Genomic DNA, 12,910 nt, shown 5'->3' with positions numbered 1-12,910 from the left:
CTACTCGGCGGTTTGCTGCGGGTTGCCCGCATCGAATCCGTTTGCGATGACTGGCAATTCGCCTGCGGCCACGGCATCGACAGCGGTCTGGTCGAGTTCGAAGAGTTCGCGCAGCGCTTCGGCGTAGCTGTCACCGCCGGGTGCGCTGGCGAGCTGTTTGATCCGCACTGTCGGCGCGTGCAGCAGCTTGTCCACCACCCGCCGCACGGTGCGCGCCACCTCTTCGCGCTGGGCGCTCTCGAGCCCGGGCAGCCGATTGTCGAGGCGCAGCAGTTCCGCCTCGACCACGTCGGCGGCGCGCTGGCGCAGCGCCGTGACCGTCGGTGTCACTTCGGCCATCCGCTGTCCGGCCAGATATGCAGCAACCTCGGTGGCGACGATGGTGCGGGCGGCGTCGACGTCCGCGGCCGCGGCGTGCGCCGAGGGTTCATGCTGCACGCGGTCCACGTCGACGACCCAGACGCCGGGCAGTCCGGCCACCGCCGGATCGACGTCGCGCGGCATGCCCAGGTCACAGATCACCAGGGGGCGCGTCTCTTCGTCGCGGTGCGCGGCGGCCAGCGCGTGGTGCACGTCGGCCAGCGAGATCACCGGCGTCACCGCACCGGTACAGCTGACGACGACGTCGGCGCCGGCCAGAGTGTCGGCCAGGCGGTCCAAGCCCACGGCGTCGGCCCGCACACCGGCGTCGCGGATCTTGCGGACCAGACGCTGGCCCCGGGACAGCGACCGGTTGACCACGTGCACGTGCCCGATGCCGGCGCGAGCGAGGTGTCCCGCGGCCAGCGCGCCCATCGCTCCGGCGCCGACCAGGACGGCGGTCTTGCCCGACAGTCCGCCCAGGCGGCGTTCGGCCATGTTGAGCGCGACGGAAACCACCGAGGCGCCCGCGGCGTCGATGGCGGTTTCGGAATGCACCCGCTTGCCCACCGACAACGCCCGCTGCGCCAGCTCGTGCAATATCCGCCCCACGGTGCGGTTGGTCTCGGCGCTGGCGTAGGCGCGACGGACCTGGCCGAGCACCTGCTGCTCGCCGACCACCGCGGAATCCAGGCCGCTGGCGACCGCGAACAGATGCTCGACGGCGGCCTCGCTGTATCGGACATACGCATACTTGGTGAGATCGGCCATCGACATGCCCGACTGCTCCGACAGCACCTGCCCGATCACCGCCAACCCGCCGTGAAACGCGTCCACCACCGCGTAGACCTCGACCCGGTTGCATGTCGACAGCACCATCGCCTCGGTCACCAGTGGCGACTGCAGCACCCGGTCGACGATCTTGCCCTGATCGGACTCGTCGATGCTGAGTTGTTCCAGGACGGAGACCGGCGCACTGCGGTGCGAAACCCCGAAAAGCAAGACGCTCACGGCAGCATCACCTGGCCAGCTCCCTTGCTTCCTCCAGTAACTGAACTGCTGTCCACGGTAAACGTTTATCAGCTGGGCTACCAAATAAATGGTCGGCGCTGGACGACCGCCCAGCGCCGGGCAGGTCAGCGGCCCAGATCGGACCGCAGCCGGGGCTCATCGATCTCCCAGTAGCTGTGTTCGCGGCCGTCGAGCAGGATCACCGGCAGCCGATCGCCGAACTCGGCCCGCAACGCCGGGTTGCCCGCCGCGGCCGCGGCGTCGACGTCGGTCATCGACAACCCGAAGCCCAGCTCGCCGGCCAGTTCGGCCAGCCGGGCGTGCACGCGCTCGCAGATGGTGCAGCCGTCGCGGGTCAACAGCTCCACCTGCGGCCGGCCGGCGTCCTCGGTCATGGACACCAGTGTGGCATCGGTGACTTGTGGGCCCTATCTACCAGCGGTTATGTTCCGACGATGGCCGACGAGACGTTGCGGGTGGATCCGGTGGCGATGCAGGGCGCCGCCGTCTCGCTGAGCGGTGCGGCGGAGCAGCTTTCGGCTCAGCTGTCCCAGCTCGACGATCAGGTGGGTCAGCTGCTGGGTGGTTGGCAGGGCGCGTCGGGGACCGCCTATGGAGCGGCGTGGGAGCTTTGGCATCGGGGTGCTCGCGAGGTCGAGCTCGGGTTGTCGATGCTGGCGCATGTGCTCGGCCAGGCCGGTGAGGCCTACCAGAGCAACGAGTCCGGGTCCGCCCAAGCGGAGCGGGCGGTGCGTCGTGGCTGAGGCGTTTCGGGTGGATCCGCAAGCGCTGGCCGATGCGGTGCACCGGATGGCGGCATTTCAACGCTACGCCGAAGACATGATCGCCGAAATCGATTCTCGGGTAACACGTTTGCACGCGTCGTGGGCGGGTGATGCCGCGGCGGCTCATGCCGAGGCGCATCAGCACTGGGTACGCGGCGAAGCGATGATGCGCCAGGCGCTGGCGCAACTCGAGAAGGTGGCCACGACCGCGCACGGCAACTACACCGGCGCGATGTCGACGAACCTCGACATGTGGTCGTGAGCGAATGGCGCCGCTGGCGTGTGACCCGACTGCCCTAGACCGCGCCGGTGCCACGGTATTGGCCAGCGGTGTTTCGCTGGGGTCGGTGATCTCGGCCTTGACCTCGGCCCTGGCCGGCACCGCGGGCATGGCCGGTGACGATCCGGTGGGTGCGGCGCTGGGCCGTGCCTACAACGATGCAGCGGCCAAGGTGATCGAGGCGATGACCACCACCCGCAATGGACTGTGCAGCATCGGCGACGGGGTGCGGATGTCGGCGCACAACTACGCGCTGGCCGAGGGGATGTCGGATGTCACGGGCCGCGCCTCAGTTCTGCCGACTCCGCCGGTGACGGCGCCGCTGACCGCGGCGTCCCATCCGCCGTCGGCGGTGGGCAGCGGCAGCGGCGCGCCGGCGGGATGGAGCTGGGTCGCACCGTATATCGGAATGATCTGGCCCACCGGCGATTCGGCGAAGCTGCGCGCCGCCGCAGCGGCGTGGACGACCGCGGGTGTCAACTTCACGACGACCGAGATCCCGGCAGGCGGCGGCATGATGGCCGCCATTGCCGGGCAGCAGATTCCCGAGGCCGCGGCCATCAACAAAGCGTTGGCCGATGCGACTGTCGCCACCATCAGCGTTGCGCGGCAGTGCCAAATGATCGCTGCGCAACTCAACAGCTACGCGGCCAAGATCGACAAGGTACACGCGGCGATCCTGGATCTGTTGGCGCGCATCTGCGATCCGCTGACCGGGATCAAAGAGGTCTGGGATCTCCTGACCGACGAAGACGAAGACGAGATCAAAAGGATCGCCGACGACATCAAAACGGTGGTCGACAACTTTTCCCGGGAAGCCGAAACGCTGGGCGACCAGATCAAGGCCACCATGTCCGAAGCCGCCACCGCCACAAAGGATATGGCCCACTGGGCGGACAAGGAGTGGGACCACTTCTTGCACGGGACGCCGGTGGGCAGGGCGCTCAACCAGGTGGGCCAGACCTTCAAAGGCGTCGGCGTCGAGGGCTGGGATTTCCTCAAAGGCCTGTACGACGTCAGCCAATTCCACGCGCTGCTCGACCCCAAGGGTTACGCCGAAACCATGACCGGCATGGTCGCCGGGGCTGGGACGCTCGTCGGCTTGGGGCCCGACGGAGGGCCCGGAGTCGCCGAGTCGTGGAAAGCGCTGGGGAAGGACATCACGCACTGGGACGAATGGAGCAGCAATCCCGCCGAAGCGCTCGGCAAATCGATCTTCGATGTCGGGACTCTCGCGTTGCCCGGTGGACCCCTTTCCAAGCTGGGCAAAGTAGGACACACCGCGGCGGATGCGCTGAAAGGCTTGAAGAAAGCGCCCGAACTTCTGAAACCACCGGAGGTCAAGCCGCCGGAGGTCAAGCCTCCCCCGGCTGCGCCCAAGCCGCCGGAATCGGGCCAACCCGCGCCAGCACCCGCGGGCAAGCCAGGGCCCTCGGGTAAGCCGGCGCCGGGACCCGCAGACGGTCCACTGCCGCACAGCCCCACCGAATCCAAGCCGCCGCCGGTGGCAAAGCCGCCGGCTGTCGAGCCGCCCAAACCGGCCGCGCCGCCGCCCGAGCCTGGGGGCAAACCGCCGGTGCCGGTGCCCCCGGGGGACACACCGCTACCCCATTCGAAACCGCCCGAGCCCGTGCCCGCCCACGCGCCGGCGTCGGCCGGCGAACCCCCGGCCGCGCCGGCTCCCCACGGTGGGCCGCCACCAGGAGCAGCAGCCGCGACTCCGGCCGCGCCGCATCTGCCGGGGGCGCCGTCTGCGCCAATGGGTGGGGGGCTCCCCGCCGAGGCGCCTCCCGGCCTAGCTGAGGTTCCCCACGGCGGGGAGCCGGGCGCTCCCCCACCGGTACCGCCGCATGATGGCACTCCCCCTCCGCCCGGCGGTCACGATGGGCCACACGAGCCTGGTGACAGCGGTCCACATCCGCCCGCCGACGGACATCCCCCGGGCGATGGCGACGGACCACAAGACTCACATCCAGGCGACGACGGTAGTGCGCCCGGTGACCATCCCGGCGGTGACGGCAGCGACCAGCAGCATCCGAAGGCGCGAGACGTTTTCCCTGACGCCAGTGAATTCGGCGAGCTTACTGAAAGTGAATATCGAGAACTCTTTGAGGACGAGTACGGTAACTTGAGGTATCCTGACGTTAAAGACCCGGCAAAGCCTTACGCAATTCCTGGTACAGTTCGCGATTTAACACCGGCTGACATTAAATCATTAGACGGCCGATGGCTCGATCGTATCGGGCATCCGGGTGGGAATTGGCTGGCTTTCGAAGGAACTCCATATGAGGGTCGCGCACTTCCTCATACCAGTTTGGATAAAGATTATTACCGTTTTAAGGTCGATGCATCAGCAGGACTACCGCCAGGTTGGAAAATAGAGTTTTCGAGGGCAGCACCCTGGTTCGGGCATCCCGGCGGCGAACCTCAATTTCTGATCCTCGCACCCGAAGGAGAACGTGCCGACGTTCAGACCCTGATAGATCGGTTCTTCTTGAATGAACCCTAGACACGAGGAGTCGTGATGGCAGATTTCATTGTCGATCTCACCATGTTTCCTGAATCCCTCCACAGACTTGTGAAGTGTTGGTATGTGTGGCAGGTCGTTCATCTGAGGGGTCAAGGGCGTTTGCCGGGTGACACACAGCGCGAGCCGCGGGGCCCAGAGACGCGCGAGGAGATATTTTGGGGACGTCGTCCACCCCAAATGGTCAACCGTAACGAATTGGCTTTGATTGACGTAGGCGACGTTTCTTATTACATGGCCTGTAAAGACGACTGCTACTTTATCGATAGCGAAGAGCGAGGTTCGCGGAAAACCTATTGGATGTTCAGGCGGTTCGAAGATGTTGAAAAATATCTCTTGTTTCTGATCAGTCAGATGAGTCGTCCCGGCCGGTATAACCAATCACCCGCCTTTCGTTGGTATCAGGAAGGCTTGGATCCGAGGGTGACGTTGAGTAAGCCGGATCCAGATAATTTTCCGGGACGGGTTAGTTTGAGAGTTGACCAGGAACCTACGGATCGCGGATGGATGGGGCAGAATGACGCCCCTGCGGGTTCTCATGTCTTAGTAATGAGCTTCGAGGAACTCGATTCCGCCCTTCGCGAGGGAATTCCCGCGGATTGGTTCACCGTCAACATTCTCGGCGACTAGCGTTCCCGCAACCCGGCCCCGGCCACGAACGTGACATTGGCGTCACACTCGGCGCCGAACGTGAAGCCAATGTCACGCTCGCCGGCCCCGGACACGTAACGCCCGCGCGCCATCTGCCCGATAGGGTTGGGGATCGGGCACCCGCTGGGTCGCCAGGCAACACAGCGATCTCGGAGGTTTGACGATGACTTCCTCTGGCCCGGCCAACGCAGACCCCACCGGTCACGTTGACCCGGAGTCGCTGGCCGCGGACGCCAGCGCCGCCCGCGCGATCGAGGGCATGCAGGAAGCCGCCGCTTCGCAGGACCATCCCCAGCCCCCGATCGACCTGACCGCCGCCGCCTTCTTCGACGTGGACAACACGCTGGTGCAGGGCTCGTCAGCGGTGCACTTCGGCCGCGGGCTGGCCACGCGCAATTACTTCACGTATCGCGATGTCGTCGGATTCATCTACGCGCAGGCCAAGTTCCAGATCCTCGGGACAGAAAACAGCAACGACGTCGCCGCCGGCCGGCGCAAGGCGCTCGCCTTCATCGAGGGCCGGTCGGTCGAAGAGCTGATCGCGCTGGGCGAGGAGATCTACGACGAGATCATCGCCGATAAGATCTGGCCCGGCACCCGCGAGCTCACGCAGATGCATCTGGACGCGGGCCAGCAGGTGTGGCTGATCACCGCGACGCCGTACGAGCTCGCCGCGACCATCGCGCGACGGCTCGGCCTCACCGGCGCGCTGGGCACGGTCGCGGAATCCGTCGACGGCGTCTTCACCGGCCGGCTGGTCGGGGACATCCTGCACGGCACCGGCAAGGCGCACGCGGTGCGATCCCTGGCAATTCGCGAGGGCCTCAATCTCAAACGCTGCACGGCCTACTCGGACAGCTTCAACGACGTTCCCATGCTGTCGCTGGTGGGCACCGCGGTCGCCATCAATCCCGACGCCCGCCTGCGCGCCCTGGCCCGGGAGCGCGGCTGGGAGATTCGCGATTTCCGGACCGCTCGCAAGGCAGCCCGGATCGGCGTGCCGTCGGCGTTGGCGCTGGGCGCAGCCGGTGGTGCGTTGGCCGCGCTGGCCTCCCGGAGGCAATCGCGCTGATAGGCTGCGCCGCGCAGACACAATTGACGGAGGGCATTGCGTCATGACGACCCCCAAGGAAGCCGAAGGACTCATCGGCAGCCATTACCGCGCGCCGGATTACTTCGAGGTCGGTCGCGAGAAGATCCGCGAGTTCGCGGCCGCGATCAAAGACGACCACCCGGCGCACTTCGACGAGGGTGAATCCGCGAAGGCCGGATACACCGACATGGTTGCGCCGCTGACGTTCCTCGCTATCGCCGGGCGCCGAGTGCAGTTGGAGATCTTCACCAAGTTCAGCATCCCCATCAACATCGCCCGGGTCATCCACCGGGACCAGAAATTCAAGTTCCACCGGCCGATCCTGGCGCACGATAGGCTGTACTTCGACACTTACCTCGACTCGGTAATCGAGTCCCACGGCACGGTGCTCGCGGAGATCCGCAGTGAAGTGACCGACGCCGACGGAAAACCGATCGTCACGAGTGTCGTCACAATGCTGGGAGAGTCTTCAAATCAAGAGGACGTCGAGGCAACCGCCGCAGCAGTTGCATCCATATCCGCAGGAAAGTTAGGGGCCTTGTAAATGTCTGGACAGCGGGAAACGGGAAGCACGCAACTCAAGCCGCCGGTCGAGAAGGTCCGGTCGCACTACGACAAGTCGAACGAATTCTTCAAGCTCTGGCTCGACCCGTCGATGACCTACAGCTGCGGGTACTTCGACGAAAACCCGGACCCGCAGAACCTGACCAAGACGCTGGAAGAGGCGCAGTACGCCAAGCGCAAGCTCGCCCTGGACAAGCTGAACCTCGAGCCCGGCATGACGCTGCTGGACATCGGCAGCGGCTGGGGCTCGACGATGCGGCACGCAGTGGACGAATACGACGTCAACGTCATCGGCCTGACGCTGAGCGAGAACCAGTACGCCCACTGCGTGGCGGAGTTCGACAAAATGGACAGCCCCCGCCGCAAGGAGGTGCGGATCCAGGGCTGGGAGGAATTCCCCGGCGACGTCCCGATCGACCGCATCGTGTCGCTGGGCGCGTTCGAGCACTTCGCCGACGGTGCAGGAGACGCCGGGTACGAGCGCTACGCCACCTTCTTCAAGAAGTACTACGACCTGTTGCCCGACGACGGCCGCATGCTGCTGCACAGCATCGTGGTGCCCACCGCCGAAGAGGGCAAGGCAATGGGCTTGCAGGTGAACATGACCCTGTTGCGGTTCATCAGTTTCATCCTCAAGGAGATTTACCCGGGCGGAAAGTTGCCGCAGGTCAACCTGGTCGACAAGTACGCCACCGATGCGGGTTTCAAGATCGAGCGGCATCACTTCATCGGTAAGAACTACGTTCCGACGTTGACCGCCTGGGGGGATGCCCTCGAAGCGCACAAGGAGGAGGCCATCGCCCTGAAGGGGCAGGAGACCTACGACATCTACCTGAAGTACTTGCGGGGATGCTCGGACCTGTTCCGCGACGGCTACACCAACGTCTGCCAGTTCACGATGGTCAAGTAATCGGTTCTCGAAAGGTCAACGCCATCGCGGATTTTCCGCGGTGGCGTTTCCTTTTGCGCGGCTCAGCCGAAGAAGATGTTGCGGCGGCCGGCCAACAGCCGGTACAGCGTCTGCTGAATGGTCTCGCGCACCTGGTCGGTCAGCTCGAAGGTGACCATCGGATCCTCGGCGTCGGAGGCCGCGTAGTCGTCGGTGTGGATCGGCTCACCGAACGCGATGTGCCACTTCGAAGGAAGGGGCACCAGGCCCACGGGGCCGGCCAGCGGAAACAGCGGCGTGATCGGGAAATACGGCAGCCCGAACAGCCGCGCCAGCAGCTTGACGTCGGTCAGCATGGGGTAGATCTCTTCGGACCCGATGATCGAGCAGGGAATGATCGGCGCCTTGGTCCGCAGCGCCGCCGTGACGAATCCACCACGGCCGAACCGCTGCAGCCGGTAACGGTCCTCGAAGCGCTTGCCCAGCCCCTTGTAGCCCTCCGGGAACACGGCGGTCAGCTCGCCGGCGGCGAGCAATCGGTGCGCGTCCGTCGTGCAGGCCATCGTGTGGCCGGCCTTGCGGGCCGCCTCCCCCACCACCGGCAGATCGAACACCATGTCGGCGGCCAGCAGCCGCATGTCGCGCTGCGCGGGATGCTCATCGTGCACCGCCACCGAGAGCATCAGCCCGTCGAACGGCAACACCCCGGCGTGATTGGCGACCACCAGCGCGGCGCCCTCTTCCGGCAGGTTCTCGATCCCGCTCACCTCGACCCGGAACCAGGATCGGAAGAACAACCGCAGCAACGGCCGGACGATCGCGCTGTTGAAGTGCGGGTCGAAGCCGAACTCGTCGACGCTGTAATCACCGGTGAGCCGTTGGCGCAGGAATCCGGCGACCGAGGCGACGCGCTGGGCCAAGTCATTCAGCGGCGCGTCGGCCGACGATGCCCCCGCGGCACGGCGGTGCTCGTCGATTTCGCGGACCACCGCGGCGATCTGCTCCGCAGATGCCCGACCTTTGGGATCGGAAAGCAAGGAGGGATGCTGGCGAGAGGACTCAGCACGTTGGTCCGCTCTCCGGCGCGCCGCTACCCGACCCCGATTCGTGTGCAGCGGAATGACATTCGCTCTGTTTTCGCCCGCCACGATACCTACCTGACCCCACCCCACGGAATTGGATTTCGGCTACCCCAGCGCTGAGCCAGGGCTATCGCGCGATCTTCCCAGGAGCGTACCCGAAGTGGGTCGATAATGGGAGTTAAGCTGCGGCCGCGAACGTAATCGTCAAACGCCTCCGCCGTCGACCATTTCGGCTGGTAGCCGAGCTCCGAACGCATCCTGCTGGTATCCATGACGCGGCCGTAACTCAAATAATCGAACTGATCACGACTGATCTCGTTGTAGCGGTTGGCTCGGCGTATCGAATCCAGGGCCCAGACGCCGAAACTCGGTACTGGCAACGGAATCCGGCCGGCCCGCCGAATCGCCTGCGACAGCATGATGATCCCGTCGGCGCCGATGTTGAACGTTCCCGCCTTGCCGGCCATCGCCGCGCGCTCCAGCGCACCGAGCGCATCCTGCTCGTGCAGCAATTGCAGGCGCGCGTCGCGCCCGAACATGGTCGGCACTAAAGGTCCAGCCAGATAACGCGATAGCGTCGTGTCCATCGCCGGGCCGATCATGTTGGCCAGCCGCAGGATCGTCACGGCGATGTCGGGCCGGCGCCGTCCCAGCCCGCGCGCGTAGGCCTCGATGTCGAGGCTGTCTTTGGCGAAACCGTCACGGAACGGTCGACGGCTGGTGCTGTCCTCGGTGAACATCACCGGGTCGTGAGCGCTTGAGCCGTACACCTCCGACGTGGACTTGAGCACGACCCGGCGCACCGAGGGCGCCTTCTGGCAGGCCGCGAACAGCTGCATCGCACCCATCACGTTGATCTCTTTCAACGCGGCGGTGCCACCGGATCGCGGCGCGTAGGACGCCGCCGCCGCGTGCACCACCGTGTCGACATCGCCGTTGCGAATCACCTTGGCTATGAAGGGATTCCGGATGTCGGCCCGGACGAACTCGGCGCGCCCCATCCGGCGCAGCATGTCCTTGCTCGGGGCTATCGCATCCACCGCGATGACCGTATTGATCATCGGGTTCTGCGCGAGCCGAGCCGTCAGGTAGCCGCCCAGAAACCGGCACGCGCCGGTGACCAGCACGATCTTGGGGTAGTGCACGGTGTTGCCTGCGGTGTCGCCCGGCCCGGCGTTCTCCCCGTTCGTCGGATCCACTCGAACAGCCTAGCGGCCAGGCGAGACGGCGGCACTACGCCGCGAGCGGGGTTACTTACCGAGTTTTCTGCGCTGCACCCGGGTGCGACGCAGCAGCTTGCGGTGCTTCTTCTTCGACATGCGCTTGCGCCGCTTCTTGATTACTGAACCCATGAACTCCGCTATCTGACCGTGACCTGCTTCAAAGATTGGACCCGGACACTTTACCCGGCGGAACGCACCGAACACCAAACCGGTATCGGCCCGATCGCCACGCAACCGCGGAGTCTAGGTGCCGCACGCAAGAGGCACCGTTTCCGGTCAGCCGGCGTCGAAGTAGGACGTCTCCAGCATGTCGTGGACGGCCTTGGCGTGCACCCGGAAGGACCGGCCCACGCGGACCGCGGGCAGCTCACCGTTATGCACCAACCGGTACACCGTCATCTTCGAGACCCGCATCAACGCCGCCACCTCGGCGACGGTGAGAAACTGCGTCCTGCCCTGCTGGCTGTCGACGGAACTGGCGTCCCGTGGCTTACCTGCGGCATCTCGCGCTGATGGCCCGTTACTAGACGTCATCGCAACCCAATCGTGTCAGGCACGCGCATGCCAGCGGCTTCCCCTCCGCTGGCACCCACACGTGCTTACAAGAGGAGAATAGCGGGACTAATGGGGTTACTGGTACTGGTGGGGGACAATCAGTTCAAAAAACTTGGATTACTCTGATGTAATTCTTAGCTGCTCAGAGCGCGTTTTGGCGGCCTGAACGGCCGCGTCGACGGCCGCTCGCAGGCCCCCGCGTTCGAGCTCGCGCAGCCCGGCCGCGGTGGTGCCGCCGGGCGAGGTCACCGTCGCTCGCAGCTGCGTCGCCGTGGCGTCCGCCCGCGGGCCGGGCGCCTCGGCGTCGCCCGGCCGGTCGGCGTCCATGCCCTCGAGCAACATGGCGGCCGAGCCGGCCATCGTCTGCGCAGTCAGGTCGGCGGCCACCTCGCGGCTCAGGCCCGCAGCGACACCGGCGTCGATCAGGGCCTCGACCAGCAGGAAGAAGTACGCCGGCCCGGAGCCCGACAGCGCGGTGACGGCGTCCATCTGGCCCTCCGGAACGCTCAGGACGCCCCCGACGGAGTCGAACAGGGCCGAGACGCCTTCGAGCTGCGCCGCCGTGACGTACCTGCCCTTGGCCAGGGCCGTGACCCCGGCGCCGACCAGGGCCGCCGCGTTCGGCATCGCCCGAACCACCGGCGTCCCCGCCGGGAGCTTCGACTCGAAGTAGGTGATGGTGATGCCGGCCGCGACCGTGACGAAGACCTGCTCGGCGGTATCGCCGTCGGCGGCGGCGGCCGCGCGGGCGATCTGCGCCATCACCGACTCGACATCGGCCGGCTTGACCGCGACCACGACGAACGACGCGTTCTCGACCGCGTCCGATACCGAACTGATCAGCACGGAATAGGTATCGGCCAGGTACTTGGCGCGCTCGGGAACCCGCTCGACCACCACCAGATCTTTGACCTGCCGGCCCGCCCGCAGCAGACCCGACAGCAGTGCCTCCCCGATGCTGCCGCCACCGATGATCGCGATTCTTGCCATGCCGGACAGCATCGCAGACACCGCGCTCTAGCGAGCGGCAGGGACCAGTGCCAACTGGCGAGCCTGCACCACAAGGCGGCCCAGGCTGTCGACGACGGTGTGGTCCTCGTCGAACCAGTCCTGACCGATCTCGGTGCAGGTCGCGATGATGCGCAGCCAGCCATCGGCCGGCAGGCCGCGCAGAAACGCCGTGAGCTGGATGGTGGGGGCCCATCCGGTGCGGTCCACCGCGAAGGTCACCGGCGCCGACAGATCCCCGCACATGAGCGCGAACAGCGCGTCCGGGGCCACACCGCGGGGCCGCGCCCACATCTGGATCACCGGTGGACGCCCGTCACCGCGGGGCGCCATCGTCGACAACACCGGCCGCACGTCGCAGCCCTCGCCCAGGTGCACGAGGCCGGCCAGCGGATGCCCCGGCCCGATCGGCTCGATGTCGTCGGGCGGCTCGGGCGCCATCAGGTCAGCCACCGGGTTGGCCGACAGCAGCGGCCTGGCCACCCCTTCAGAACCGTCCCGATGCCAGTGCTCGGGTTCGCCGAGGTTGACCACGGCATGCACCGCGGTGCGGTCGCCCTGGTTGAGCTCGACATCGACGACGCTGATCCGGCGGCCCCGCTTGCGAAGCGAGGTCACCAGCTGCACCGGACCGGGGTCGGGCGCCCACAGGAAGCTCGCCGACACCGCGACCGGCTGCTGGACCGGTTGTAGCGCGTCGGACTGCCCACCCCAGGCGGTGCGGGCGGCGTTGGCGCAGAGCGCCAGCATCGCGCCGCCGTGCACCTTGGGACCAATGGTCCAGCGCTTGTCGAGCTCGCCCTCAAAGACGCCGGGACCGACCTCCCGCAGGGTCATTGCGGTGGTGAATAACGCGCTCATGTTGTCTGGGTTTTCTCCTGG

15 protein-coding genes are annotated in these 12,910 nt (G+C 66.2%); 7 read left to right on the top strand and 8 right to left on the bottom strand.

Annotation, left to right across the window (positions count from 1 at the left end; genetic code table 11):
* Together AC5Y4T_RS11095 and AC5Y4T_RS11090 are read right to left on the bottom strand one after the other, a co-directional pair.
* Positions 1–1,371 carry a glutamyl-tRNA reductase gene (locus tag AC5Y4T_RS11095; RefSeq protein WP_499918056.1) on the bottom strand — a complete coding sequence of 457 codons (1,371 nt, stop codon included), beginning with the start codon at positions 1,369–1,371 and terminating at the stop codon, positions 1–3.
* A gap of 125 nt (positions 1,372–1,496) precedes the next feature.
* Complete coding sequence (locus AC5Y4T_RS11090) at positions 1,497–1,766, bottom strand: glutaredoxin family protein (protein WP_499918055.1); 270 nt, start codon at positions 1,764–1,766, stop codon at positions 1,497–1,499.
* 60 nt (positions 1,767–1,826) lie between these two features.
* On the opposite strand from AC5Y4T_RS11090, the gene AC5Y4T_RS11085 reads away from it, so the two are divergent.
* The 7 genes from AC5Y4T_RS11085 (at position 1,827) to AC5Y4T_RS11055 (ending at position 8,181) form a co-directional block, all read left to right on the top strand.
* Entirely contained in the window at positions 1,827–2,135 is a 309-nt protein-coding gene (locus tag AC5Y4T_RS11085; protein ID WP_499952985.1) for a WXG100 family type VII secretion target, read from the top strand.
* Positions 2,128–2,418, top strand: coding sequence for a WXG100 family type VII secretion target (locus tag AC5Y4T_RS11080; protein ID WP_499952984.1), 291 nt, complete (start codon positions 2,128–2,130; stop codon positions 2,416–2,418). Before AC5Y4T_RS11085 ends, AC5Y4T_RS11080 begins: the two co-directional genes overlap by 8 nt.
* A gap of 4 nt (positions 2,419–2,422) precedes the next feature.
* Entirely contained in the window at positions 2,423–4,945 is a 2,523-nt protein-coding gene (locus AC5Y4T_RS11075) for a TNT domain-containing protein (RefSeq protein WP_499952983.1), read from the top strand.
* 15 nt (positions 4,946–4,960) lie between these two features.
* Entirely contained in the window at positions 4,961–5,593 is a 633-nt protein-coding gene (locus AC5Y4T_RS11070) for a hypothetical protein (protein WP_499952982.1), read from the top strand.
* 184 nt (positions 5,594–5,777) lie between these two features.
* Positions 5,778–6,686: an HAD family hydrolase gene (locus tag AC5Y4T_RS11065; protein WP_499952981.1), complete on the top strand. Its 909-nt coding sequence runs from the start codon at positions 5,778–5,780 to the stop codon at positions 6,684–6,686.
* 43 nt (positions 6,687–6,729) lie between these two features.
* Complete coding sequence (locus tag AC5Y4T_RS11060) at positions 6,730–7,251, top strand: FAS1-like dehydratase domain-containing protein (RefSeq protein ID WP_499918050.1); 522 nt, start codon at positions 6,730–6,732, stop codon at positions 7,249–7,251.
* On the top strand, positions 7,252–8,181 hold the full coding sequence (locus tag AC5Y4T_RS11055) for a cyclopropane mycolic acid synthase family methyltransferase (RefSeq protein WP_499952980.1): 930 nt from the start codon (positions 7,252–7,254) through the stop codon (positions 8,179–8,181).
* A gap of 62 nt (positions 8,182–8,243) precedes the next feature.
* Here AC5Y4T_RS11055 and AC5Y4T_RS11050 read toward each other — a convergent pair whose 3' ends face one another.
* The 6 genes from AC5Y4T_RS11050 to AC5Y4T_RS11025 all read right to left on the bottom strand — a co-directional run bounded on the left by AC5Y4T_RS11050 (position 8,244) and on the right by AC5Y4T_RS11025 (position 12,889).
* Positions 8,244–9,332 (bottom strand): lysophospholipid acyltransferase family protein, encoded by a 1,089-nt coding sequence (locus AC5Y4T_RS11050; protein ID WP_499952979.1) that lies wholly within the window; start codon positions 9,330–9,332, stop codon positions 8,244–8,246.
* Complete coding sequence (locus tag AC5Y4T_RS11045) at positions 9,314–10,441, bottom strand: SDR family oxidoreductase (RefSeq protein ID WP_499948020.1); 1,128 nt, start codon at positions 10,439–10,441, stop codon at positions 9,314–9,316. The genes AC5Y4T_RS11050 and AC5Y4T_RS11045 overlap by 19 nt, the downstream gene beginning before the upstream one ends.
* A gap of 51 nt (positions 10,442–10,492) precedes the next feature.
* Complete coding sequence (locus tag AC5Y4T_RS11040) at positions 10,493–10,594, bottom strand: 30S ribosomal protein bS22 (protein WP_003402602.1); 102 nt, start codon at positions 10,592–10,594, stop codon at positions 10,493–10,495.
* A 147-nt stretch (positions 10,595–10,741) separates the two neighbouring features.
* A complete protein-coding gene (locus tag AC5Y4T_RS11035; protein ID WP_040629292.1) occupies positions 10,742–10,999 on the bottom strand; it encodes a cell division/environmental response transcriptional regulator in 258 nt (85 codons plus the stop codon).
* 138 nt (positions 11,000–11,137) lie between these two features.
* On the bottom strand, positions 11,138–12,010 hold the full coding sequence (gene proC / locus AC5Y4T_RS11030) for a pyrroline-5-carboxylate reductase (RefSeq protein WP_499918046.1): 873 nt from the start codon (positions 12,008–12,010) through the stop codon (positions 11,138–11,140).
* A 27-nt stretch (positions 12,011–12,037) separates the two neighbouring features.
* Positions 12,038–12,889, bottom strand: a complete 852-nt coding sequence (locus tag AC5Y4T_RS11025; RefSeq protein ID WP_499918045.1) for a thioesterase family protein — start codon at positions 12,887–12,889, stop codon at positions 12,038–12,040.
* Positions 12,890–12,910 lie beyond the last annotated feature (21 nt).

The sequence above is a fragment of the Mycobacterium sp. NGS11 genome, from assembly GCF_059813315.1.
The sequence above is the reverse complement of the archived record's forward strand: the minus strand, read 5'-3'. Positions and strand labels throughout refer to the sequence as shown.

Excerpts from the sequence above, each read along its gene's own strand:
- AC5Y4T_RS11090 (WP_499918055.1), bottom strand. The coding sequence starts at position 1,766 with ATGACCGAGGACGCCGGCCGGCCGCAGGTGGAGCTGTTGACCCGCGAC.
- AC5Y4T_RS11085 (WP_499952985.1), top strand. The coding sequence starts at position 1,827 with ATGGCCGACGAGACGTTGCGGGTGGATCCGGTGGCGATGCAGGGCGCC.
- AC5Y4T_RS11075 (WP_499952983.1), top strand. The coding sequence starts at position 2,423 with ATGGCGCCGCTGGCGTGTGACCCGACTGCCCTAGACCGCGCCGGTGCC.
- AC5Y4T_RS11070 (WP_499952982.1), top strand. The coding sequence starts at position 4,961 with ATGGCAGATTTCATTGTCGATCTCACCATGTTTCCTGAATCCCTCCAC.
- AC5Y4T_RS11065 (WP_499952981.1), top strand. The coding sequence starts at position 5,778 with ATGACTTCCTCTGGCCCGGCCAACGCAGACCCCACCGGTCACGTTGAC.
- AC5Y4T_RS11060 (WP_499918050.1), top strand. The coding sequence starts at position 6,730 with ATGACGACCCCCAAGGAAGCCGAAGGACTCATCGGCAGCCATTACCGC.
- AC5Y4T_RS11055 (WP_499952980.1), top strand. The coding sequence starts at position 7,252 with ATGTCTGGACAGCGGGAAACGGGAAGCACGCAACTCAAGCCGCCGGTC.
- AC5Y4T_RS11040 (WP_003402602.1), bottom strand. The coding sequence starts at position 10,594 with ATGGGTTCAGTAATCAAGAAGCGGCGCAAGCGCATGTCGAAGAAGAAG.
- AC5Y4T_RS11035 (WP_040629292.1), bottom strand. The coding sequence starts at position 10,999 with ATGACGTCTAGTAACGGGCCATCAGCGCGAGATGCCGCAGGTAAGCCA.
- proC (WP_499918046.1), bottom strand. The coding sequence starts at position 12,010 with ATGGCAAGAATCGCGATCATCGGTGGCGGCAGCATCGGGGAGGCACTG.
- AC5Y4T_RS11025 (WP_499918045.1), bottom strand. The coding sequence starts at position 12,889 with ATGAGCGCGTTATTCACCACCGCAATGACCCTGCGGGAGGTCGGTCCC.